This window comes from Viridibacillus arvi, assembly GCF_001274945.1.
Classification (GTDB): domain Bacteria; phylum Bacillota; class Bacilli; order Bacillales_A; family Planococcaceae; genus Viridibacillus; species Viridibacillus arvi.
In genome coordinates this window covers 1,036,431-1,059,504 of record NZ_LILB01000005.1, presented here as the reverse complement: position 1 = coordinate 1,059,504, position 23,074 = coordinate 1,036,431, and the positions used below count along the sequence as shown (strand labels likewise).

General features: G+C 35.2%; 22 protein-coding genes and 1 other annotated feature. Of the genes, 14 read left to right on the top strand and 8 right to left on the bottom strand.

Features of this window, described 5'->3' with window-relative positions; genetic code table 11:
- Positions 1 to 13: 13 nt before the first annotated feature.
- Positions 14 to 736, bottom strand: coding sequence for an alpha/beta hydrolase (locus tag AMD00_RS14395; RefSeq protein WP_053417705.1), 723 nt, complete (start codon positions 734 to 736; stop codon positions 14 to 16).
- A 104-nt stretch (positions 737 to 840) separates the two neighbouring features.
- On the opposite strand from AMD00_RS14395, the gene AMD00_RS14390 reads away from it, so the two are divergent.
- On the top strand, positions 841 to 1,401 hold the full coding sequence (locus AMD00_RS14390; RefSeq protein ID WP_053417704.1) for a phosphatidylglycerophosphatase A family protein: 561 nt from the start codon (positions 841 to 843) through the stop codon (positions 1,399 to 1,401).
- 102 nt (positions 1,402 to 1,503) lie between these two features.
- Positions 1,504 to 2,277, top strand: a complete 774-nt coding sequence (locus tag AMD00_RS14385; RefSeq protein ID WP_245639525.1) for a thermonuclease family protein — start codon at positions 1,504 to 1,506, stop codon at positions 2,275 to 2,277.
- Positions 2,278 to 2,341: 64 nt separating this feature from the next.
- Here the strand turns inward: AMD00_RS14385 and AMD00_RS24215 are convergent, their stop codons facing one another.
- Positions 2,342 to 2,497: a hypothetical protein gene (locus AMD00_RS24215; RefSeq protein WP_322787049.1), complete on the bottom strand. Its 156-nt coding sequence runs from the start codon at positions 2,495 to 2,497 to the stop codon at positions 2,342 to 2,344.
- 20 nt (positions 2,498 to 2,517) lie between these two features.
- Positions 2,518 to 2,907 (bottom strand): GNAT family N-acetyltransferase, encoded by a 390-nt coding sequence (locus tag AMD00_RS14380; protein ID WP_322787048.1) that lies wholly within the window; start codon positions 2,905 to 2,907, stop codon positions 2,518 to 2,520.
- Between the two features lie 152 nt (positions 2,908 to 3,059).
- On the opposite strand from AMD00_RS14380, the gene AMD00_RS14375 reads away from it, so the two are divergent.
- The 5 genes from AMD00_RS14375 (at position 3,060) to AMD00_RS14355 (ending at position 8,195) form a co-directional block, all read left to right on the top strand.
- Positions 3,060 to 3,470 carry a VOC family protein gene (locus AMD00_RS14375; protein ID WP_083446235.1) on the top strand — a complete coding sequence of 137 codons (411 nt, stop codon included), beginning with the start codon at positions 3,060 to 3,062 and terminating at the stop codon, positions 3,468 to 3,470.
- A 40-nt stretch (positions 3,471 to 3,510) separates the two neighbouring features.
- The gene (locus tag AMD00_RS14370) at positions 3,511 to 4,104 is read left to right on the top strand and encodes a histidine phosphatase family protein (RefSeq protein ID WP_053417702.1); all 594 of its coding nucleotides are present in this window, start codon (positions 3,511 to 3,513) and stop codon (positions 4,102 to 4,104) included.
- Positions 4,105 to 4,819: 715 nt separating this feature from the next.
- Entirely contained in the window at positions 4,820 to 5,440 is a 621-nt protein-coding gene (locus AMD00_RS14365) for a DUF47 domain-containing protein (protein WP_053417701.1), read from the top strand.
- A 15-nt stretch (positions 5,441 to 5,455) separates the two neighbouring features.
- On the top strand, positions 5,456 to 6,454 hold the full coding sequence (locus AMD00_RS14360) for an inorganic phosphate transporter (protein WP_053417700.1): 999 nt from the start codon (positions 5,456 to 5,458) through the stop codon (positions 6,452 to 6,454).
- Positions 6,455 to 6,593: 139 nt separating this feature from the next.
- On the top strand, positions 6,594 to 8,195 hold the full coding sequence (locus AMD00_RS14355) for an ABC transporter substrate-binding protein (RefSeq protein ID WP_053417699.1): 1,602 nt from the start codon (positions 6,594 to 6,596) through the stop codon (positions 8,193 to 8,195).
- A gap of 594 nt (positions 8,196 to 8,789) precedes the next feature.
- On the opposite strand, the gene AMD00_RS14350 is transcribed toward AMD00_RS14355, so the two are convergent.
- Together AMD00_RS14350 and AMD00_RS14345 are read right to left on the bottom strand one after the other, a co-directional pair.
- Positions 8,790 to 9,827, bottom strand: a complete 1,038-nt coding sequence (locus tag AMD00_RS14350) for an ABC transporter permease (protein ID WP_053417698.1) — start codon at positions 9,825 to 9,827, stop codon at positions 8,790 to 8,792.
- On the bottom strand, positions 9,824 to 10,546 hold the full coding sequence (locus AMD00_RS14345; protein ID WP_053417697.1) for an ABC transporter ATP-binding protein: 723 nt from the start codon (positions 10,544 to 10,546) through the stop codon (positions 9,824 to 9,826). Before AMD00_RS14345 ends, AMD00_RS14350 begins: the two co-directional genes overlap by 4 nt.
- 107 nt (positions 10,547 to 10,653) lie before the next feature.
- Between AMD00_RS14345 and AMD00_RS14340 the strand changes: the two genes are divergently transcribed.
- Positions 10,654 to 11,499: a class I SAM-dependent methyltransferase gene (locus AMD00_RS14340; protein ID WP_053417696.1), complete on the top strand. Its 846-nt coding sequence runs from the start codon at positions 10,654 to 10,656 to the stop codon at positions 11,497 to 11,499.
- A gap of 394 nt (positions 11,500 to 11,893) precedes the next feature.
- On the opposite strand, the gene AMD00_RS14335 is transcribed toward AMD00_RS14340, so the two are convergent.
- Positions 11,894 to 12,877, bottom strand: a complete 984-nt coding sequence (locus AMD00_RS14335; protein WP_053417695.1) for a diaminopimelate dehydrogenase — start codon at positions 12,875 to 12,877, stop codon at positions 11,894 to 11,896.
- A 408-nt stretch (positions 12,878 to 13,285) separates the two neighbouring features.
- Here AMD00_RS14335 and AMD00_RS14330 point away from each other — a divergent pair, with 408 nt between their 5' ends.
- The 4 genes from AMD00_RS14330 to AMD00_RS14315 all read left to right on the top strand — a co-directional run bounded on the left by AMD00_RS14330 (position 13,286) and on the right by AMD00_RS14315 (position 18,257).
- The gene (locus AMD00_RS14330; protein ID WP_053417694.1) at positions 13,286 to 14,473 is read left to right on the top strand and encodes a hypothetical protein; all 1,188 of its coding nucleotides are present in this window, start codon (positions 13,286 to 13,288) and stop codon (positions 14,471 to 14,473) included.
- A 16-nt stretch (positions 14,474 to 14,489) separates the two neighbouring features.
- On the top strand, positions 14,490 to 15,665 hold the full coding sequence (locus AMD00_RS14325; protein ID WP_053417693.1) for a M20 family metallopeptidase: 1,176 nt from the start codon (positions 14,490 to 14,492) through the stop codon (positions 15,663 to 15,665).
- Positions 15,666 to 15,820: 155 nt separating this feature from the next.
- Positions 15,821 to 16,062: a binding site (T-box leader), on the top strand.
- Positions 16,063 to 16,119: 57 nt separating this feature from the next.
- The gene (locus tag AMD00_RS14320) at positions 16,120 to 17,712 is read left to right on the top strand and encodes a 2-isopropylmalate synthase (protein ID WP_053417692.1); all 1,593 of its coding nucleotides are present in this window, start codon (positions 16,120 to 16,122) and stop codon (positions 17,710 to 17,712) included.
- Positions 17,713 to 17,795: 83 nt separating this feature from the next.
- Positions 17,796 to 18,257: a GNAT family N-acetyltransferase gene (locus tag AMD00_RS14315; RefSeq protein ID WP_053417691.1), complete on the top strand. Its 462-nt coding sequence runs from the start codon at positions 17,796 to 17,798 to the stop codon at positions 18,255 to 18,257.
- Positions 18,258 to 18,655: 398 nt separating this feature from the next.
- Here the strand turns inward: AMD00_RS14315 and AMD00_RS14310 are convergent, their stop codons facing one another.
- A complete protein-coding gene (locus AMD00_RS14310) occupies positions 18,656 to 19,534 on the bottom strand; it encodes an exosporium glycoprotein BclB-related protein (protein ID WP_053417690.1) in 879 nt (292 codons plus the stop codon).
- Positions 19,535 to 19,958: 424 nt separating this feature from the next.
- On the opposite strand from AMD00_RS14310, the gene AMD00_RS14305 reads away from it, so the two are divergent.
- Positions 19,959 to 20,930 carry a S66 family peptidase gene (locus AMD00_RS14305; RefSeq protein WP_053417689.1) on the top strand — a complete coding sequence of 324 codons (972 nt, stop codon included), beginning with the start codon at positions 19,959 to 19,961 and terminating at the stop codon, positions 20,928 to 20,930.
- Positions 20,931 to 21,006: 76 nt separating this feature from the next.
- Here AMD00_RS14305 and pdxR read toward each other — a convergent pair whose 3' ends face one another.
- Positions 21,007 to 22,377 (bottom strand): MocR-like pyridoxine biosynthesis transcription factor PdxR, encoded by a 1,371-nt coding sequence (gene pdxR, locus AMD00_RS14300; protein ID WP_053417688.1) that lies wholly within the window; start codon positions 22,375 to 22,377, stop codon positions 21,007 to 21,009.
- 94 nt (positions 22,378 to 22,471) lie between these two features.
- Here pdxR and AMD00_RS14295 point away from each other — a divergent pair, with 94 nt between their 5' ends.
- Complete coding sequence (locus AMD00_RS14295; RefSeq protein ID WP_053417687.1) at positions 22,472 to 23,056, top strand: GNAT family N-acetyltransferase; 585 nt, start codon at positions 22,472 to 22,474, stop codon at positions 23,054 to 23,056.
- Positions 23,057 to 23,074 lie beyond the last annotated feature (18 nt).

Below are 23,074 nucleotides of genomic sequence, written 5' to 3'. Positions count from 1 at the left end.
TGTGAAATACATGTTAAAGACTAAAGTTTTGTTTTATGACACGTTTTAAGTCAGGTTGCCAAAACTTCCATGAGTGATTTCCTTCGAATTCATCATAAAAAGTAGAAAAGCCTTTGTTGACTATCAACTCATGTAATGCACGATTAGGTGTAAGGAAATCTTTAATACTCTTATCCATAGTTACTACTTCATGTTCTTTTGTACCAATAACGTGATAGATTGAAAAAGCATGAACATCTTGTACCTGTTGCACTTTTTCTAAAACATTATCATTTACTAGAGGTGACTGCATTAATACCTTACCAAAAATATTGGGATATTGGATGGCTGCTAGTAAAGAAACTGTCGCAGCCTGCGAATCTCCAATCAATGCTCGACCCATCCCCATTTGATATGTAGAGTAATGCTCGTCAATATAAGGAACAAGTTCATGTGCTAAAAAGCGCAAGTATGCTTCATGTTTTTCTCCATTTGGCAAATACTTTTGTCGTCGATCCTCTACACTTTTATAAGGTACACCTACAATTATTAAATTTTCGATATCACCTTGCTCCAAATACTCATCTACTACTCGAGAGATTCGACCGAGTTGGAAATAATCTTTACCATCAGATGCGATTAACACTGAGTATTTATAAAGTGGTGAATAGTTTGCTGGTAAGTAAACTAATAGATGGATGTCCTCTTGTAAGGATTCACTGAAAAAATCTATGTCTGTGATTGTGCCACGATTCAAAGCTGTCACTCCTTCAGTTTTCTGTACGAAAATTGTAACATATAAGGAAGTAAAGGTATAATAGTAATGATAAAGGACTATAAATATGGAAATGAGGATGAGTCATGTATAACAAAAAACTTCAAGTTTCATCAGAAGTAGTCGCTAAAGCGGCGCGTGATGCATTAGAACGCCGTGGTGTTACATTAAAGGATATCGCGGAAATTGTGTATGAAATGCAATTTGCATATAATGAAGGACTATCTCTAGATCATTGTATTGAATCGGTTGATAAAGTACTTAATAAACGTGAAATTCAACATGCAATTTTAGTAGGGATTGAGTTAGATGAATTAGCAGAGAAAAAGTTACTGTCAGCGCCACTACAACAATTAGTTGAATCCGATGAGGGATTATTTGGAGTGGATGAGACAATCGCTTTAGGAGCAGTATTTACTTATGGTAGTATTGCTGTAACAACTTTTGGGCATTTAGATAAACAGAAAATCGGAATAATACAGCAACTTGATACAAAAGCGGGTGAAGGTGTTCACACATTCCTAGATGATTTAGTTGGAAGCATTGCTGCATCTGCTGCGTCACGTCTTGCACATCGTATTCGTGATTTAGAAGAGCAAGGTAAATTAATCAAAGACATTAAACCATACGGTACTACAACAGATTAATATCCATCTAGTCAATACCCAGTCCTCTGCCAAAGACTGGGTATTTTTATGCTCTAAATGCTGAAAGTAAGCCGATAACTAATAGTTTATGTTAAGATTACGATGGTGATGACAATGAAAAAATGGGGACTCCTTCTGATAGGCTTTCTAGTATTTATACTACAAGCATGTACAGAAGCTACAGTGACAAAAAAAGATGAATCAGAAAATCGAATTGATGTCGAAGTAGTAAGTATCATGGACGGTGATACGATTAAAGTAAAATACGACGGAGAAACAAAAAAAGTACGCTATTTATTAGTAGATGCGCCTGAAATGTACCATAAACAATTAGGTGAACAACCTTTTGGACGAGAAGCGCAGGCTCGTAATCGTGAAATATTGAACAACGCAAAGCAAGTTTCTATTGAATTTGATGTTGGTGAACATGAAGATAAATATGGTCGCCTTCTTGCTTATATATATGCAGATGGGAAAAGTGTTCAAGAGCAACTTATCCGTGAAGGTCTTGTACGTGTTGGATATATATATGAACCGAATACTACAAATGTGAAAGCTTTTGAGAAAATTCAAGATGAAGCTAAAGCATTGAGAAAAGGAATTTGGCAATACGACGGTTATGTAACAAATCGAGGTTTTGATAAATCGGCTGTGAGAAGCAGGGCGTCTACTGAAGGGCAAACAAAAAACTCAAATAAATCCGACAGCTCAAATCAATCAAATAAAACAAGTTGCACTATTAAGGGAAATATAAACAGCAAGGGTAATAAGCTTTATCATATGCCAGGCTCCAACAATTATGATGCAGTAAAAGAGGAAAAAATGTTCTGTACTGAAAAAGAAGCGGAGCAAGCTGGGTTTAAAAAAGCTAGCTAATATATAAAAAAAGACTTCTCGCAATTGCGAAAAGTCTTTTTTTAATTTATCTATTACCTTGTCATTATTTAATAAAATACAATACATTATCGGTCGGTTCATACTTCGCACCATAAAGAAGTTCATCTTCGTACGCATGAATATTTTCATATATCCATTTCATATGTCGAAGTATTTCTTCTTCAGCAACACCCGTTAGAGCCCAGTAATGAATATCCATTTTCAGTGGCTTTCCTGTCTTTACATGATGCCTACAATAACAAATATGTGATGCCTACAATAACAAATATGTGATGCTAAATTGAAATCGTGACGTTTATAGAAGCGTAATCGCTTGTCAGTGTCTTCTTCAGCTTGTTCAAGTGATTCTACCTCCAATAAAATTGGTTTGCCATTGCCTTTTAAATGCTCTAAAATTTCCCCACCCAATCCTTCACCACGTGCAGACGAAGAAACAAATAAATAATCGACAAATATAAAACTAGGGTGATCTACATATGTTAATACGTATTTTTCGTCTTCTAACTTTTTATAAATACCTACCTTGTCTTTCAATAAAAGTTCTATATGTTGACGTGATTTCATTTCCTCAACGGGAAAATATTCATTTAGTTTTTCAAACCAATCCATATGTATAACCCCTTTCAATTTAACTTTATTATGCAGTGTTGTACTGAAAAAATAAAACCGAAATACATCAAAAGAGTGATATGTTGTTCAATCTTCTGGCGGAACAAATAAGTTTAATTAAATGGTAATATCCTTTCAAAGGGGTGGTAAGAATGAATAACGATTGGTCAGAAAATATGCATGTTACACAGGTTAGGGTTGCTAGACCTACAGATCAGTTACGACAAGTTGAGCGTTTTTATTGTGAAGGTTTAGGATTGACTAAAATTGGGTCATTTACAGGGCGAGGTTATGAAGGTTTGTTGATTGGGCTTCCAACTGCAACATATCATTTGGAATTTACCCAACACAAAGATGGGAGCCCTTGCCCAGCACCAACTGAAGACAATTTAATTGTATTTTATATACCCAATCAACAACAGATTGATACGATTATCAAGAGATTAGGTGAATTAGGCTATAATACAGTTCCACCAGAAAATCCTTATTGGGAGAAGGAAGGTAAGACAATCGAAGACCCCGATGGCTGGAGAGTAGTGTTAATGCATACAGCTGGAATATAATATGATACTCTAAAGTAAAGATAGTTTAGGAGGTACTAACATGACAGAAATTTGTGTGGTAAGACATGGAGAAACGGAATGGAATGCACTAGGGAGATTACAAGGTGTAACAGATGTACCTCTTAATGATAAAGGAATCCAACAAGCAAAAGAATGTGGTGTGTTTTTCAAAAATACTAACTGGGCTGCAATTTATACAAGTCCATTATCAAGAGCAAAACATACAGCAGAAATAATTAACGAACAATTACACATACCTCTAATTGAAATTGAGGAATTTAAGGAACGTTCTTTCGGAGAAGCAGAAGGTATGGATATGGAAGAACGTATAAAAGCTTTTCCAGATAAACAATATCCAAATCAAGAACCCTTGGACTCAGTGCTTGCAAGGTTACGAAACGGACTTGTTGAAATACACGAGCAGCATCCAAATGAACGAGTCATTCTAGTCGCCCATGGAGCGGTTATTCATGCACTTTTTACACTACTCGAGAATGGTGGAACTTTTCCGCAGGAAGTACGATTAGCAAATGCAGGAATCAGTTATATTTCAATTCAAGATGATAGATGGATACTTGGCGATTTCAACCAATCAGCGCATTTATCGCAAGTCAGTGAAATAGGAAAGATTTAAGATGTGTATGATATTATGCACATCTTTTTTTAATTCACTTAGAAAGGGATATTCTAAAAAATCAATATTTGAGATTTACACGATTGCTTTTTTTAATGTTGGACATACTACTCTGAAATGAATTTGTTATAATTCATTTTCAATTTTCCCCACATTCATTAGTTTTATTACCGTATTCTTTTTTTGTATTCTGTGATTTCCATGGTTGAGAGAAGCGTTTATGGTGTATGTATCTTTGAAGGTATACGAGAATTTCTTTTATTGTTTAACGATTCTATAGTTTTTGAAGTTGAACTCATATTTGTCGTGTCGTCAACGACAAAAGGCTTTCCCTTTGCCGAAATCGTTAGTTTTGTAAATTGTAAAACCTACATTCTATATTAAAGTGGTAGGTATTTTGTCGAAAAATAAAGCGTTTACAAATAAATTCGATATTGACAAGGGAATGTTATATTTATCAAGGGGTTAAGCCTAGTATTTAAGGTCTTTTTATTCAACAGGATGTATATTTTTCGGTAATTTTCGACAAATGAAACTATGTGATTTTCCACATTGGAACAATTTTTTTTCGAAATTGTGAACGCTAATGTTACAGGATTGTAAAAGTTGTCATAGAATATGTAAAAATTGCAGATATTCTATTAAATTATTGTTAAGCTAATTTAGCGTTCAGGACAAATATATGTTTTGACACTAACTTTTTCAGGAGGAATTTATGTTTAATCGAAAAAAGCCAGATCCATTCTTTGAGGTTTTAGCAAAAATTGCAGTTAATGTACAAGAGGCAATGCATTATGCCAACGATTTCCGCATTCAGAGTTTGGAAGACTTAGAAGAAATTAGCAAACGAATGAAAAAATATGAAACGGATGGGGATTCTCTCATTCATGAATTAATCGTGATGCTGAATAAATCATTTATGACCCCAATTGAAAGAGAAGATATTCTTGCGCTTGCAAACAGTATGGATGACGTTCTTGATGGAATGGAAGAATGTATTGCACACTTCGACATGTTCGCGTTAATCGATATCGATGATTCAATGAATACATTTATCGGCTATATCGTGAAAAGTGCTGATGAAATTGTAAAAGCAATGGAATTATTAAAAACGAAAAACTTAATTGGTATGCGTGATCATGCCATTTTAATAAAAGATTATGAAAGCAAATGTGATGAAGTGCTTCGTACATCCATTAAGCAACTATTCTTGCATGAAAAAGATCCAATCCAACTTATTAAGTTCAAGGATATTTATGAACAATTAGAGGATATTGCAGATGATTGCCAAAATGTAGCGAATACTATGGAAACTATTATTATGCGTAATGCATAGGAGCAGGAGTCACGAATGGATACAATACTCTTATTAACAGTCTTAGTTGTTATTTTTGCACTGACATTTGACTTTATCAATGGTTTCCATGATACAGCAAATGCCATTGCTACTTCAGTATCGACACGAGCTTTGCCACCTAAAGTGGCAGTAATAATGGCTGCAGTTATGAACTTTATCGGGGCAATCACATTTACAGGTGTTGCCAAGGCAATTACGAAAGACATCGTAGATCCTTTCGCATTATCAAATGGTTCTGTGATTATTTTAGCTGCATTACTTGCAGCAATTATTTGGAACTTAATTACTTGGTATTATGGAATTCCGTCTAGTTCATCTCATGCGATTATTGGGGCTATCGCTGGTTCTGCTATAGCAGCAGCCGGTTTTGGTGTCTTGAACTACACAGGTTTCGTGAAAATATTACAAGCTTTATTATTATCACCTTTTATTGCTATAGCAGCGGGTTTCTTGATGATGTCTTTATTCAAAGTCATTTTCAAAAATGCAAATTTGTATCGTACAAATAAAGGAATCCGATATTTACAAATTTGTACGGCTGCACTTCAATCGTTTACACATGGTACGAATGATGCGCAAAAAGCAATGGGTATTATGACAATGGCTTTAATCGCTGGAGGATTACAATCTGGCGATGATATTCAAGGATGGGTTCGAGTTTCCGCAGCAGTAGCAATGGGACTTGGAACATCAATCGGTGGTTATAAAATCATCAAAACAGTTGGTGGTAAAATTATGAAATTGCGCCCTGTTAACGGTGCAGCAGCCGACCTAGCTTCTGCTTCAGTTATCTTTAGTGCAACATTAATTCACTTGCCAGTTAGTACTACACATGTTATTTCTTCCGCTATTATGGGGGTTGGAGCTGCACAACGTGTGAAAGGTGTTAAATGGGGAGTAGCTCGTAAAATTATTATGACTTGGATTATTACAATGCCATCAGCTGCAGCAATGGCTGCATTGATTTTCTACATTTTAGATATCTTTTTCTAAAACTTAACTAATAACTGAAATGCCTGACAACGGATCACAAATCTGTTGCAGGCATTTTTTTACGAATAATATTATTTGAAAATTATGAAAATATATTTATAATTGGTAGAAGTAAGAAAATAGGATGAGGGGGAGTTTTATGAAGAATAAGAGATTAGGATTCAGCGTTGTCGTAATGGCTATGTTTTTCCTATTGGTGGCATGTTCATCTGATGATACAAAAGGTGAAAAATCATCTGGTGATAAAGTAAATAACAAGGACAAACAAACTATTGTTTATGGCCGAGGAGCGGATTCAGTTTCGTTAGATCCAAGTACAGTAACGGACGGTGAATCGTTCAAAGTAGCACGCAATATTTTTGAAACATTATTAGTATTCGGCGAACAAGATACATCAACACAACCTGGATTAGCTAAAGATACGAAAATCTCTGATGATGGTAAGACGTATACTTTTACGCTTGCGGAAAATGTTAAATTTCATGATGGTACAGACTTTAATGCGGAAGCCGTTGTTAAAAACTTCGAACGCTGGATGAATGGTAGTGCAGATAAATTTCCGTATTATGCAGACATGTTCGGCGGTTTTAAAGGCGACAAAAATCATATTATTGAAAGCGTAAAAGCTGATGGAGATTATACATTCATCATCCAATTAAAGAAACCTATGATGCCACTTTTAAATAATTTGGCAATGGTGGCTTTTTCAATTGCCAGTCCAACCGCTTTTGAAAAAGACGGAGAAAAATTTGGAGAAAACCCTGTAGGGACAGGTCCATTCAAATTCTCAGAATGGAAAAGAAATGATTCAGTCATTTTGACAAAAAACGAAGGTTACTGGCAAGATGGATTACCAAAGCTTGATAGTGTTATATTCAAAGCTATGCCAGATAATGCAGCAAGGTTAAATGCATTGTTGAGTGGAGAAATCGATATTGCAGATGGAGTAGCGCCTGCATCTATTTCGACTGTAGAACAAAATGATCAAATTATTTTAATTGAACGCCCTTCATTTAATGTCGGCTATTTAGGGATGACAACAAATAAAGCACCATTTACAGACATAAAGTTACGTCAGGCGATTAGCCATGCAGTAGATCGTCAAGTAATAGCGGACACATTCTTTGAAGGCAAAGCATTAGCAGCAAAAAATCCGGTGCAACCTACGGCTTTGGGTTATAACGAAGATACGCCTTTATATGATTATGATCCAGAAAAAGCGAAAGCATTATTGAAGGAGTCTAGTTATGATGGCAAAGAATTAGAGTTATGGGCAATGCCTGTACCGCGCCCATATATGCCAGATGGCCAAAAGGTTGCTGAGGCGATTCAGAAGAATTTAGCAGATGTGGGGATTAAAACAAAAATTGTGTCATTCGAATGGGCGACATATTTAGAGAAAACAAAAGCAGGGGAAGCAGATTTATTTTTACTTGGTGGTACAAGTGATAATGGTGATCCTGACAATTTATTATCGTTGTTCTTTGATCGAGATGGATCATTAAACAACTCCCAATTTTCAAATGATGAAGTTCAAAAGCTTCTACAAGCTGGTCGTTCTGAACAAGATGTAGAAAAACGTAAAGAGATATACAAACAAATTCAGCTTATTTTGCATAAAGAAGCTCCAGTATTACCTTTAGTACATTCCACACCACTATTAGCAGCATCTAAATCAGTAAAAGACTTTAAAGCACATCCAACAGAAGCTGATGATTTAAAGAATGTCACTGTAGAATAAAAAAGCAACACGTTCGTTTTATAGACCATAGACAAACTCGAATAAATTTGAGTTTGTCTATGGTCTTTTTAAAAAAATAAATAGATAAGATCGTTGATTTCCGCTACGGTGGTCGCATTCCGCGGGCGGCGCCAAGTCGCTTTTTCCGCAGGAGTCGCCACCTCCGCTCCAATCAACTACGTATATAATATAAACAAATTTTTTGAGATGATAGAAAAGAATGACATAAAAAACTTGAAAGAGATCAAATTGAAATTGATTGCTTTGGGTCCATGAGTATCTCAAGAAAATCTTAGGAGGAAAATTGGGGAAGTGGTGACTAAACTTAAAAGGTTTTAAAAAAACCCTGTAGGAGATGCTTACTTTTGCCGCTGTGATTTAAAAAAATTCGCAAATTGAACTTGGCAAAGTTCAAAATGGGAATACAAGGTAACACTCAAAGAGTATTTTATATATAAAAGAGGATCTTAATTAACCAAAATTAATAAAAATAACAAAGGACATTCAGGGTGTAAGAATTCTGAGTACCTTTTGTCGAAGTACTGAAACAACACGCACTTTATATAGAGCGTGTTATTTTAGTATTTAGCGATATTAAATAGCGCGGTATTTTTTTAAAGCGACGAAATTTAAGGTTATGAATAGAATTGAGAATAATAGTAATGCACCGAGATCAACAAGGATATCTGTAAATGCAAACCCTTTATACATAACACCCGTAAGCGCATCTGCGGCGTAGTATAGTGGCATGATTTTACCGATTGAAAGCAACCAATCCGCCATGCCATCCAGTGGAAATAATCCTGTAAAGAAAATTTGCGGAATAATCACTAGTGGAATGAATTGAACCATTTGAAATTCCGAAGATGCAAAGCTAGATAATAGAATGCCTAATGACAGGGCAACTAATGCGAGCAATAAATTAATCAGTAGAACATACCAAATAGATCCGACTAGAACAATATCAAGTATTTTCACAGCATATAAAACGACGATTGATGTCTGAATGACAGCAAATAGTCCGTAGCCTATTAAATAGCCAAGTACAACTTCATGACGACGAATGGGTGTAGCTAATAACCTTTCTAATGTGCCTGTAGTACGTTCCTTTAATAATGCAATTCCGGCAATGAGGAAGACGAAAAAGAAAACAAAGAAGCCGACTAAAATAGGGCTAATGATGTCAAATAACTGGGTATTTTCATCACCATATACATAATTTATAGTCACTCCAAGATCCGGAATTTTACTAGAAATACTATTCATTTGGAAGGTTGTTAGTGCTTGTTTCACCTGCATTTGTAATGCTTTTGCTTTACTAGGTGAGTCATTCTGTAAGGTCAAAGAGAGTTGCTTATTTTCAATTGTTAGCCAACCGTCTAAACCTTCAGCAAGTGCCTCTTTTTGAGAAAGCTGGTTAAACTTTTCTACTTCAATATTAGCATTTTCTAATGTTTTAACTATTTTCGTATCTCCACCAATCACCCCAAGCTTCGGAGAACTATCTTCTGTATGAAAGATAAAGTACATCAAACTCAAGATGAGTAGCGGTGCAAGAAATAGTAGTGCAAGTGTCCGTTTATCTCTTAGCATTTGCTGAATTATTCTGTTTACTAAAGCAATAATTCTCATATTTTAGCACCCCCAGCTCGTAAAAACACTTCATCAAATGTGTCTGCGCTATATAGTGCTTTTAATGTAGTAGGTGTTCCAGTTGCGATTATTTTACCTACTCGCATTAAAGCGAGCTCATCGCATTTTTCGGCTTCATCCATTACATGTGTAGTTAGAAGGATGGTTTTCTTCTCTATTTTTTTCAGACGTTCAAGCTCTTGCCAGATTGTGAGTTTTAGAGCAGGGTCAATACCTACAGTTGGTTCATCTAAAATAAGAATATCTGGGTTTTGAAGCAGTGCTATGGCTAAAGAGAGTCTTCGTTTCATACCGCCAGAGTAGTTTTGTACTTTTTGAGAAAGCTCATTTGTTAGTTGGACAATATCCGCAGCATAAGCAATACGTTTGTCTCTTTCTGCTTTATTTAAAGAATATAACTTCGCAAAAAATTGCATATTCTCCATTCCAGTTAAATCACTATATAAAGCATCGGATTGTGCCATATAGCCAATTCTTTTAAGTAAATTGTAATTTGGTACAGTTTGCTGAAAAACTTCTATTTGACCTGCATCCGCTTTTAACATACCTACTATTAGTTTGATTAATGTTGTTTTACCACAACCAGAAGGACCGATTAGTCCAAAAATTTTTCCTGAGTCAATAGACAGACTGACATTTTGAATAATGGATCTTTTTTGAAAGTGCTTTTGTACATCTGTTAATTGGATTGAAGACATAAAATTCACTCCTTTTTTATACATTATTAAATTAAGTTGATTGTACACATAGTCTAATTTAGTATGGAAGATATTACAATATGAATTTAAGTGTTGGAGGTAACTAGATGGATGAAAAGATAATAGAAGAAATTGTAGACTGTATGGCCATTTATGGTAACGATAGTACAATTCAAAAAATCCAGACAGCACATCGTTTGAAGTTAGCGCAGTTTTGTTCAATCAAAAAAGGGATGAGAGTATTGGAAATAGGTTGTGGACAAGGGGATACTACAGCAGTATTAGCACATCTAGTAGGTGAAGAAGGCTTTGTTCATGGTATTGATGTCGCGGCTGCAGATTATGGTAGCCCCATCACATTAGGAGAAGCAACCAGGCATTTAAAAGCCTCAAAATTAGGTGCACAAATACAAATAAATTTAGCTACAGATGTGATTGGGGACGAAATTGATTTTCCGGAACCATCATTTGATATAGTTGTGTTATCGCACTGTTCTTGGTATTTCCAGTCAGCCGAGCAGCTAGCAGCAGTATTAAAGAAGGCTAGAAAATGGGGTAAAACATTATGCTTTGCAGAATGGGATGCAAGGGTAACAAATATTGAACAGTATCCTCATTTTCTGGCTGTATTAATTCAAGCTCAATATGAAGTATATAAAGAAACAAGTATCTCTAATATCCGTACATTATTCACGGCAGAGGATATTAAGAAAATAATTCAGCAAACTGGCTGGGAAATCCAAAAAGAGAATATAATTTTCTCTCCGGAATTACAGGATGGAGAATGGGAAGTGGACTTTACTATCCAAGATTATGCCAGTGAGCTGATGGCTGTAGATTATATTCCAGAAAAGTTGGTCCTATTACTGCATAGTGAAATATTGATACTGAAAGAAGCAATACAAAAAAATGCTATTAAACCGATGTCTACGTATGTACTAATATGTAATTAGAAGAATTTACTGATTCATTAATGTTGATATGCGTTTAATATTAGTGAGAAATGAGTTAAAGAGGATTGTGCATAACTTCATCAAAAGATCATTTTAGCGAGATACTCTTCAACTGTACATGACATAATCTACATAACCAAAAATAATTGAGTATTCAGTTATTTAAAATTCTGTAGAATAACAAAAAACCTTATGGGCCCTTCAATTGATAGAAGGCAGCATAAGGTTTCTTGTTTGAGATTATTGAGTCTTTTGTAAGAATCACTATTCATCATAGTTGTCGAGAGGATAAAAGTCAATATGACGGAAGGTTTTTAGTGAATCTTGATAATTAAATTAATCGAATAAAGGCTGACATGTCATGAAGACAGTGTCAGCCTTTTATTTTTAATTTTTATAATAACTCTTTACGCAGTTCAGCTGCTGATTTTGGTGACAACAAGCCAAAAGGTACATCGAAAACTGTTTTAGCTCCATTGTTGCCAGATTTGTTAAGTTTGAAAGCAGCACGTGCAAAGGCAACTAGGACGCTTGATGTGAAGTATGGATTGCTTTCTAAGTTTAAAGAGAACTCCATAATTTGCTTATGTTCTGCTTTAGATTCACCACTTCGAATAACAAACCCACCATGTGGCATACCGCTATGATTTGTAGCAAGTTCATCTTCAGAAATAAAATTAACAGTTGTATCATAATCAGAGAAATAGTTTGGCATTGTTTTAATTTGTTCTTCGATTTTCACTGCATCTGCGCCATTTTCTAAAACAACAAAACATTCACGGGCATGTTTTTCACGAGTAGTTAATTCTGGGTTTTCTCCATTGCGTACGCGATTTACTGCCTCTTCAATCGGTAATGTATATTGCACTGCATTTTTAACGCCTTCAATACGTCGAACTGCATCAGAGTGGCCTTGACTTAAGCCATCACCCCAAAAAGTATAAGTATTGCCAACAGGTAACACTGCTTCTCCTAAAAGGCGGTTTAATGAAAATAGACCTGGATCCCAACCAACTGAAATGATACTCACTTTATTTGCAGGTTCTGCAACCGCATTTACTGCATCAAAGAAAGTCGGAATGTTGGCATGTGTATCAAAGCTATCAATAGTATTAAACCATTGTGCGAAATGAGGTACTTGCTCCGGTAAGTCCGTAGCAGACCCCCCACACAAAATCATGACATCAATGGCTTCTTTAAATTGTTCAGCATCATTTACCGCATATACGGGCACATTAGCGCTCGCGATTTTTAATGAAGAAGGATCGCGACGAGTAAATACTGCCACTAATTCCATATCAGGGTTTTGCGCAATTGCCCCTTCAACGCCACGTCCTAAATTACCATAACCTACAATACCAATTCGAATTTTACTCAAAGTCTTTCCTCCTAAAAATATGTATAGTACCAACAAATATAATTCCAATTGTACTTTTAATTTAGAAAATTCACAATGCTATTCAGTTGATCAATAGTGAGAGGGATGGGTTTGTTTGAGCTTGTAAGTTGTGTAGATAGTACTTCGCTGAGGAGATGACTACTCATTATTTCACTAATTTTACTGAGAGAAAAGACTATTCTTTAATGAATGATATTATCTCTTATAAGGAATAAACTTACTATTTCAATAAAGAAGTTTTATCTATATTTAAATATCGAAATATGTTTTATGTTATTAATTAGCTAGATAAAGTTAATATTTTCTCGAAATATATTAATTATATACATATTCAGAAAATTTAGTGTTATTGTAATATTACAAATTTTATTACTTGGAGGTTATGTTATGGCTCAAATGCTTGCCCTTGTAATTTTATTAGGGATTTTATATATTGGCGATGTTGTGGCAACTAAAACGAAAGCATGGATTCCATCTGTATTTGTTTGCGCGGTACTGTTTTTATTGGGGTATTGGACTTTTTTCCCGAAGAATATTGTAGAGATTGCAGGTATTCCAGCAATCGTAGCAACAATGATGATGTACTTATTAATTACGAATATGGGAACTTTACTTTCATTGAAAGAATTAAGAAATCAGTGGAAAACAATAGTTATTGCACTATCAGGGATTTTAGGGATCATCGTTATTTTATTTACAATAGGTGCTTTGATTTTCGATATGCAAACGATGATCGTAGCGATTCCACCACTTGTTGGTGGATTAGTTTCAGCTCTTATTATGTCTGAGGGAGCCGCAAATGCAGGGTACGATGATCTAGCTGTTTTCGCAATTGTTATATATGTTATTCAAGGTTTTGCTGGTTATCCGCTAACTTCAATTTTCTTAAAAAAAGAAGGAAATCGTTTATTAAAGCTATATCGTTCTGGTGAGATGAAAGCACAGGAGATAACAGTTGAAGAAGAAGAAGAACTAGAAAAACCAAGATTATTTAAGAAATTACCTGATCGCTACAATACGGATTATTTCAAATTTTTCCGTTTAGCTATTGTAGGCTGTTTAGCGTATTTTACATCAACTGCATTAGCACCAATTATTACAGTAAATGCATTGGTACTATGTTTACTGTTTGGTGTTATTGCTACTTCACTAGGTTTCTTAGAAAAGCAGCCATTGCAAAAAGCAAATGGTTTCGGTTTCGCTATTATGGCATTAATGTTATTTATTTTTGATGGTTTAAAAAATGCTACACCAGAAATGATGCTACGAATAATTACACCTTTAATTGTGAGTATCGGTCTTGCCGTAATTGGCATGTACATCTTTTCATTTATCGTAGGGAAAATTTTAAAAGTAAATCCAAATATGGCGTTCGCTGTATCATTAACAGCCTTATATGGATTCCCAGCAGATTATATTATTACAAATGAAGTTGTGAACGCTGTAACTACAGATAAAAAAGAACGTGAATTCTTAAGCAGTCATATGCTTCCACCGATGCTTGTTGGTGGTTTCATCACAGTTACGATAGTTTCTGTTGTGTTAGCAGGTTTGTTTGTAACCTGGATTAAATAATAAAGGGGTCCTTCAAATGGGAAAAAATATAAAAGAAATCATTGCAAGTTATAATGATGAGTTAGTTGCCATTCGTCGTAAATTACATAAAGAGCCAGAGTTATCATGGCAGGAGTTTAAGACAACTCAGTTTGTATGCGATTATTTAAAACAACTGAATATTCCATATAGAACAACTGAACCAACAGGTGTAATTGCGGATATTACAGGAGGGAAGCCAGGTAAAACGGTTGCTCTTCGTGCAGATATGGATGCGTTATCTGTTTATGAATTAAATCGTGAGCTTGAATATCGCTCACAAGAAGATGGCAAAATGCATGCATGTGGACATGATGCTCATACAGCAATGCTATTAATTGCTGCAAAAGCATTAAATGAAATTAAAGATGAACTAGAGGGAAATATTCGTTTAATATTTCAACCTGCTGAAGAAGTAGCATTAGGTGCAAAGGAAATGGTTCGCCAAGGTGCAGTGGATGGGGTGGATAATGTGTTTGGTATCCATATTTGGTCTCAAACACCTTCATATAAAATCCAATGTGCACCAGGACCAGCTTTTGCATCGGCGGATCTCTTCAAAGTAACATTCAAAGGTCGCGGTGGTCATGCAGCAATGCCACATGATACGGTAGATGCTGTAATGATAGCATCATCATTTGCATTAAATGTACAAACAGTTGTATCTAGGACAGTTAATCCGTTACGACCAGCAGTACTAACAATAGGTAAAATGGAGGTTGGCACTCGTTTTAATGTTATTGCTGAAAATGCAGTTCTTGAAGGGACGGTTCGTTGTTTTGATGTAGAGACTCGTCAACATATAGAAACGCAAATTCATCAATATGCAGAGCAAGTTGCCGCAATTTATGGTGGTACTGCCGAAGTTGAGTATGACTACGGTACACAAGCTGTCATCAATGACAAAGATAGTGTGGAGTTAGCACGTCAAGTTATTGAACAATCATTCGGAGAAGATTCATATTACCTTGATGATCCTACAATGGGCGGAGAAGATTTCAGTTTCTATCTTGATAAAGTACCTGGTTGTTTTGCTTTAGTTGGCTGTGGTAATGCCGAAAAAGATTCACAATGGGCACACCATCATGGACGCTTCAATGTAGATGAGGATACATTGAAAGTTGGTTCTGAGTTATATGTACAATACGCAGTGAACTACTTAAAGAAAAATTAATAATCTTATTTTAAGCAAAATAAATGTCTAATCAATACGATAGTTCCTTTATGTTTATAACTATAAATTTATTCTTAAAAGAAAATTTAAATTTTTCTGATAATTATATTGACTATTAAGAATTCAAAGGTTAGAATCATAACTAATCAAATAACGAATGAGCAATGATTGGAAATAGTAAAGGGATAAATAAGCTATTCAGAGAGCCGGTGGTTGGTGGAAACCGGTAGTTATTTGCCTTTGAACTCGTCCAAGAGCTACTCCGTGAATGAATAGTAACGGATGTCGGGATTCTGCCGTTAAAAGAATAGATGGTGATAGCCATCGAACTGAGTGGGTTCATGTAGTAGACATGGATCAATTAGAGTGGTACCGCGAGCACAGCCTCGTCTCTATAGTTTCTATAGAGGCGGGGCTTTTTATTATTTTATAAAAGAAAAGGAGTGTATGTGAAATGTCGAGAAAAATATGGGTGTTTGATACGACTTTACGTGATGGGGAACAAGTTCCGGGGGCCAAACTAAATTTATACGAAAAGCTAGAAGTAGCTCATCAATTAAAGAAATTACAAGTAGATATTATTGAAGCGGGTTTCCCAGCATCATCGGCCGGAGATTTTAATGCGGTAAAAGAAATTGCGATGAAGGTCGGGAATACGGATAACATAATGATTACGGCTCTAGCACGTGCTGTTAAAGCAGATATTGATGCGGTTTATAATAGCGTGAAGTATGCTGAAAAGCCGTTAATCCATATGGTTCTTGGTACTTCAGACATTCATGTTGAAAAGAAATTTGGTAAATCAAAAAATCAAATTTTAGATATAGGAGTAGAGGCTGTCAAATATGCTAAAACGCTTTTGCCGGAAGTGCAGTATTCTACAGAAGATGCATCACGCTCTGATTTTGAATACTTATGGTCAACAATTAAAGCGGTTGTAAAAGCTGGTGCTACAATGATTAATGTTCCTGATACAGTCGGTTTTGCCGTGCCAGAAGAATTCGGTGAACTTATATTTAAATTGAATGACCGCCTAAAAAATCTGAATGATAAAGTACTTTTAAGTGTACATTGTCATAATGATTTAGGAATGGCTACAGCAAATACATTGGCTGCTATAAAAAATGGAGCGGATAAAGTTGAATGTACAATCAACGGAATCGGCGAGCGCGCTGGAAATGCAGCATTAGAAGAAGTAGTGATGGCTTTAAATACACGCTCACCATTTTTCAATGCAAATACAAATATTAAAACAAAAGAAATTATGAATACATCTAAGCTAGTGAGTAGCTTAATGGGGCTTGATGTACAGGTGAATAAAGCTATTACAGGAGATAATGCATTTGCCCATTCATCAGGTATTCACCAAGATGGTTTACTAAAATCACGTGATGCTTACGAAATTATTAGTCCTACTGAAGTTGGTTTAGATGATATGGAACTGGTCTTAACAGCCCGCTCTGGACGCCATGCAGTGAAAAATGCACTTGGAAAATTAGCCTTTAACCAACTAACAGACGAACAATTCGAAGAAATCTTTGCTGACTTTTTAGTATTAGCTGATGCGAAAAAAGAAGTATATAACCATGATCTATATATTATTGTAGAAAAATACTTCAAAAGACATGATATGAATGAAGAAATTCAACACCATAGTGACAATTTTTATGAACTGTTGGATCTTCAAGTCATTAGTAATACGATTTTCCCTTCAGCAAGTGTCAAGATTAAAAAGGGTGATCAAATTTTCAAAAGTAGCGCTGAAGCATCAGGTCCAATTGATGCACTTTACTCTTCAATCAAAGAAATCATTGATATCGATATAAATTTATTGGAGTACAAAATTAGCAGTGTATCAAGAGGGAAAGAAGCATTAGGTAAAGTAAAGTTACAGGTAGAATATAAGGGTGAAAAGTATGTTGCAAAGGCAACTGATACAGATGTCATCAAAGCAAGTGCATTAGCTTATATAAATGCAGTGAACAGTATAATTGTGGATAATTTACTGCCTGAAATAAACAAAGAACCTGTTGCACAATCACTTTAAATGCCAAAAACAACTTCTGCTTATAAGAGAAGTTGTTTTTGTTGTTGATAGAATTTTTCTATTTATGAAAGGGGAGTAATGAAATGAATGTTTTTCAAGCAGATTTAGCTGATACGGTCGGTGTAGCGGGGTTGTTCGATATGTATCGCCAATTTTATGAGCAAAAAACAAATATAGAAGGGGCTTATAAATTCATCCACAGTCGTCTAACTAATAAGGATTCGGTCATATTTGTAGTGAAAAAGGGAGAGGAGTATGTAGGATTTACACAACTTTATCCAACCTTCTCATCCATATCAATGAAAAAAGCTTGGATAATAAATGACTTGTTCGTAACAAAAGATAATCGGAAATCGGGCGTTGCGCAGCAATTATTACAATCAGCAATGGAACTAGGTAGACAAACAGATGCTAGTTATTTAACGTTAGAAACGGCTCTCACGAATATTAATGCAAAAAAGTTATATGAAAAGAATGGATTTGTTCACGACACGGAATTTGAACATTATACATTGAATTTAATTACTGTAGATAATAACGGATAATAATTCATTTTTTGCCTCTATGAAAATGATGATTTAACAAATAGATTATTTACATATAAAAAGATGTCTTTTATAAAATACTAATTTCATCTATCTCTGAATTGTATATAGCTGCACTTAAACTTACACTTTTAGAAGCAGTTGTTGCATAGTTAATAGTGTAATATTTGTGAAAGTTAGATAGAGAAAATACGAATTAAGGCAACTTTTCGTTTTATTTTATACGAAAAGTTGCCTTTGTCAGTCTAGTAATATTATGTGGTATTAATTAAGTAAGATTCTAATAATTTTAATTATTTCAAAAATTAATTTATCAAATAATGATGTATTTTATGGATGTTTTTTTCATCAACTATTAGGTAAGAATTGCAGTTTTTAAGATAGCTAACCTTAAGGAATTAACTAATTGAAAGACCTGCGCTAGCATACCCAGCTACCATATTATCAAGTGAATGACCAGTGGCTGCTGCAGAAAATACCATTAATAGTCGTGTTTGTGCTGTTACCTTTATATTTAATCCTGTAGTGATTCCGTGACTTACATAACCTAGAGGAAGATTGTCAGAGAGTTTAGGAGATAATATTACAATAGCATCTGGAACAGGAGTGAATAGATTATTTGGTGTAGTTGATTGATATAATTGAGCTGTAATTGTGATAGTGGAATTAACTAGAGATAGAGCCTCTGAAGTACTGAAGAAAGCATCCATCGAAGTGATTTTTCCATCACGAGGAATAGAAAATGCAAAATTCAGAAGTGCTCCAGCAGAACCTGTAAGATTTATTTTTGTCCCATCTAGCATAACGTTTGATGCAGAGTTCCCAAAGCCGATTAAACAAGTTGTTCCAACGTCCCCATCAACAGTTGTAAGTTTAACAGGAATACCTGATGCGAAAGGAATTATTGAGCCAGGACCAGTAGATCCGGCAGGTCCTGGTGGTCCACTCACTCCAGGGAAACCTCTTAGCCCCCTAAGACCTTGTTCACCATCAGCGCCTGCAGGACCACGTTCACCATCAGCGCCTGCAGGACCACGTTCACCGTCAGCGCCTGCAGGACCACGTTCACCATCAGCGCCTCTAGGACCACGTTCACCATCAGCTCCGGGAAGACCCATGAATCCTCTAGGCCCACGTTCACCTTTAGGTCCAGGAGGTCCAGGAGGTCCAACAGGGCCTATAGTACCTTTATACCCTCTTGGACCTCGAGCAGGGTCATTATTACAAGTACAGATATATTTACTGCACTTACTACATCTTTTCATCTCATAATTCATTATTTCACCTCCTATCATTATCATGCTATTCACTTCAAAATAATTGGTAAGGGCATCACTTTATAAAATAAATATTTTTAGAACTAAGTAAAACCTAATAGGTATTAATTTATTGAAAATCCTTCTTGGATTGTGTAATTAGTAAAAAATACGTTCCGCCATTAATAACTAAAGCAATTGTGTTTTGTTGGGATAAAAATAATTTTGCTATGACACTGTGGATTAACATTGTTTAAATCTGAAAATTTATTAATACAATTCTTAAAATACAAAGAAGGGCAGTTGAAAAATCAACACTTGATATTAGTCAGAATAATCTTTATCATTACAACTATTATTTAAAAGATTGAAGCTTTTTACTTTAAGTTATGGACGTTTCAAAATATTGTACTAGTAAACTTAATAAGAAGGAGTTGGCTTTAGAATGATTGCACCAAAGTTAAAAAAAGGTGATGAAATACGTATTATTGCACCTAGTCGTAGTATGCAAATTTTATCTAAAGAGGGTATTCAAGAAGCAATTGAGCAGTTGGAGGAACTGGGTTTAATAGTGACTTTTGGAGAGCATGTATATGATAGCGATTTACATTTCTCTTCTTCAATTCAAGCGAGAGTGAAAGATTTACATGCTGCTTTCGCAGACTCAAATGTAAAAGGAATCTTGACAGTCATTGGTGGATTTAATGTCAATGAGATCTTGCCCTATATCAACTATGAACTAATAAAGACGAATCCGAAAATTCTATGTGGCTATAGCGATATTACAGCGCTTGCATGGGCAATAACAGCTAAAACAGGTTTAGTCACATATTCTGGACCTCACTTTTCAAGTTTTGGAATGCGGAAGGAACAGGATTATCAAAGGACTTTTTTCAAAAAATGCCTCATGCAAGACGAAGCCTATGAGATTGAGCAGTCGGTTGTTTGGAGTGATGATGCGTGGTTTAGAGATCAAGATAATCGTAACTTAATTCCAAATGAGGGTTTGAAAATTTATAATGGTGGGTTAACGAACGGTACATTATATGGTGGTAATCTATGTACTCTCAATTTACTACAAGGAACGGAATTTATGCCAGATTTAAAAGATGTCATTTTGTTTATTGAAGATGATGAATTAACAGATCCACTAACATTTGCACGTGATTTTACTTCCTTGTTACAGCAGGGGAAATTAGTCAATTTAAAGGGACTGGTGATTGGTAAATTCCAAAATAAATCTCAAGTGACTGACGAGCATTTGCATTTTATTTTTGATAAACATCCAATTTTGAAGAGCATACCTGTGATGTATAATGCAAGCTTTGGTCATATTCAGCCTATGTTTACTTTTCCTATAGGAGGGATTGTAGAGATAGACACAAACAACAAGTCGATAAAAATTATTGAACACTAACATTCAATACATATAATAAGTCTATGTATCTAGGTGGAAAAAGGCTACTGATTTTAGTAGCCTTTTTAAATTCATATCAACCTATCCATGCATTGGCTAAAAGATTAATGCCATCAGTGATTTGTTCTTCATTTAGTCCACCATAGCCTAATAAAAGAAGGGTATTCTTTGGTGAAGTATGATAATAATGCGATACAGAATAAATCTTCACCCCACATTCCATACCTCTTTGGATAGCAGAGGCTTCTGAAATGTTTAGCTTTAGGTGAATAATTAAATGAAGGCCTGCGTTCTCACCTATAATCTGAACATTTTCTCCGAGTTTCAATTTTAATTGTGTAACGAGAATATCACGTTTTTTTCGATATAATGTACGCATTTTCCCCAGATGTTTATCCCAATGTCCTTGCTTCATAAACTCAGCAATAGATAGTTGCTCTATGCGCGATACAGTGGATTTTTGTTCAGTATAAAAGTCGTTAAAGTCATTTACTAGTTCATTAGGTAAAATCATATAACTTATGCGTAAGGAAGGAAGTAACGCTTTTGAAAATGTGCCAAAATAGATGACACGATCTTGGTAATCTAAACTGTGAAGTGAAGGGATTGGCTTGCCACTGTAACGAAATTCACTGTCATAGTCATCTTCAATAATATACGCATCTGTTTGTAATGCCCATTGAAGAAGTGCGTATCTTCTTTGGATGGGCATAATCATACCAAGCGGAAATTGATGTGCAGGTGTCGTGTATAACAGGCTAAGTGGCTCTTCTGGAATGGACATTCCTAGTGCATCTACAGGAATAGAAACAATATTCATTCTATACTGGTTGAAAATGGAGTAGGCGCGCGAAAACCCAGGTTCTTCAAATCCGACCGATGCTGTTGGACCGAAATATCTACACAGTAAGGAGAGCTGAGATTGAGTACCATTACATATGTATATTTGTTCTACTGTACAGGATACACCTCGCGATAAATAAACGTATTGACATATTTGCTCGCGAAGAGACCTTTCCCCTTGCCATGGACTATGATAAGTCATATCTGCTCGCATAAGATTAGTTGTTATTTTCTGCCAAGTTTTAAAGGGGAAATGATTATACGCAATCTGGCCAGAATTAAAGTCTATGTCTATAGAATCTGAAACATCATTAATAATTACTTCTTCTTGTTTAGGAAATATTTTTATTCGCCATTCATCTAGAAATGGTGCTACGTAATAGCCAGAACGCTCACGACTTGAAATAAAACCTTCAGCAGTTAACTGTTCATAGGCAATTTGTACAGTATGAATGCTCACTTGTAACTGATTTGCCAGTAGGCGCTTTGAAGGGAGTTTCGAACCTTCTACTAGCTGTTGCGACTGTATTAATTGTTTTATTTGCTCATAAATTTGTATATATAAAGCCTTCGAAGATTGGTCAAAATAAATAGTCAATGTCATAGCTTCACCTCATTTGGTATGGTTAAAACATTTACTTTTGGTGCTATTCATTAAATCAAAATCTGTTTTAATAATAGCAAAGGAGTGAAGTGTAATGGAAGATATTCAGTTATTAGGTGAACATGTATTGCTAGTACCCTTAAAGGATAGTCATCTAGAAGGTCTTTATTTGGCAGGGCAGTTCCAAGAAATTTGGACATATACATCGGCGAAAATAAGATCGATTGAGGATATGAAACAATATATAAAACAAGCTTTATATGAAAAAATCAATGGCACCCAATATCCATTCGTTATTATAGAAAAAAAGACAAATCAAATAATTGGATCCACAAGATTTTTGGACATTGATTGCCAACAAAAGCGATTAGAGATTGGATTTACATGGCTTACTCCAACAAAATGGCGAACGCCTATTAATACAGAATGTAAGTATTTATTGTTGAAGTTCGCGTTCGAGCAATTGAGTGTCAATCGAGTACAAATAAAAACTGATCACGAGAATAAACGCTCACAGGCAGCAATTGAAAGATTGGGAGCAAAAAAGGAAGGTATTTTGCGCAATCATATGATTCGACCAAATGGTACAATCCGAAATACGGTAATATATAGCATTATAGATTCAGAATGGTCAGATGTGAAACTTCGTTTAGAAGGATTGCTAATACGCCAAATGTAATAAAACAAATAATATAAA

Excerpts from the sequence above, each read along its gene's own strand:
- AMD00_RS14375 (WP_083446235.1), top strand. The coding sequence starts at position 3,060 with ATGAATAACGATTGGTCAGAAAATATGCATGTTACACAGGTTAGGGTT.
- AMD00_RS14350 (WP_053417698.1), bottom strand. The coding sequence starts at position 9,827 with ATGAGAATTATTGCTTTAGTAAACAGAATAATTCAGCAAATGCTAAGA.
- pdxR (WP_053417688.1), bottom strand. The coding sequence starts at position 22,377 with ATGACATTGACTATTTATTTTGACCAATCTTCGAAGGCTTTATATATA.
- AMD00_RS14360 (WP_053417700.1), top strand. The coding sequence starts at position 5,456 with ATGGATACAATACTCTTATTAACAGTCTTAGTTGTTATTTTTGCACTG.
- AMD00_RS14365 (WP_053417701.1), top strand. The coding sequence starts at position 4,820 with ATGTTTAATCGAAAAAAGCCAGATCCATTCTTTGAGGTTTTAGCAAAA.
- AMD00_RS14385 (WP_245639525.1), top strand. The coding sequence starts at position 1,504 with ATGGTGATGACAATGAAAAAATGGGGACTCCTTCTGATAGGCTTTCTA.
- AMD00_RS14295 (WP_053417687.1), top strand. The coding sequence starts at position 22,472 with ATGGAAGATATTCAGTTATTAGGTGAACATGTATTGCTAGTACCCTTA.
- AMD00_RS24215 (WP_322787049.1), bottom strand. The coding sequence starts at position 2,497 with ATGGATATTCATTACTGGGCTCTAACGGGTGTTGCTGAAGAAGAAATA.
- AMD00_RS14380 (WP_322787048.1), bottom strand. The coding sequence starts at position 2,907 with ATGGATTGGTTTGAAAAACTAAATGAATATTTTCCCGTTGAGGAAATG.
- AMD00_RS14390 (WP_053417704.1), top strand. The coding sequence starts at position 841 with ATGTATAACAAAAAACTTCAAGTTTCATCAGAAGTAGTCGCTAAAGCG.
- AMD00_RS14330 (WP_053417694.1), top strand. The coding sequence starts at position 13,286 with ATGGCTCAAATGCTTGCCCTTGTAATTTTATTAGGGATTTTATATATT.
- AMD00_RS14315 (WP_053417691.1), top strand. The coding sequence starts at position 17,796 with ATGAATGTTTTTCAAGCAGATTTAGCTGATACGGTCGGTGTAGCGGGG.
- AMD00_RS14320 (WP_053417692.1), top strand. The coding sequence starts at position 16,120 with ATGTCGAGAAAAATATGGGTGTTTGATACGACTTTACGTGATGGGGAA.
- AMD00_RS14370 (WP_053417702.1), top strand. The coding sequence starts at position 3,511 with ATGACAGAAATTTGTGTGGTAAGACATGGAGAAACGGAATGGAATGCA.
- AMD00_RS14355 (WP_053417699.1), top strand. The coding sequence starts at position 6,594 with ATGAAGAATAAGAGATTAGGATTCAGCGTTGTCGTAATGGCTATGTTT.
- AMD00_RS14340 (WP_053417696.1), top strand. The coding sequence starts at position 10,654 with ATGGATGAAAAGATAATAGAAGAAATTGTAGACTGTATGGCCATTTAT.
- AMD00_RS14305 (WP_053417689.1), top strand. The coding sequence starts at position 19,959 with ATGATTGCACCAAAGTTAAAAAAAGGTGATGAAATACGTATTATTGCA.
- AMD00_RS14310 (WP_053417690.1), bottom strand. The coding sequence starts at position 19,534 with ATGAATTATGAGATGAAAAGATGTAGTAAGTGCAGTAAATATATCTGT.
- AMD00_RS14345 (WP_053417697.1), bottom strand. The coding sequence starts at position 10,546 with ATGTCTTCAATCCAATTAACAGATGTACAAAAGCACTTTCAAAAAAGA.
- AMD00_RS14325 (WP_053417693.1), top strand. The coding sequence starts at position 14,490 with ATGGGAAAAAATATAAAAGAAATCATTGCAAGTTATAATGATGAGTTA.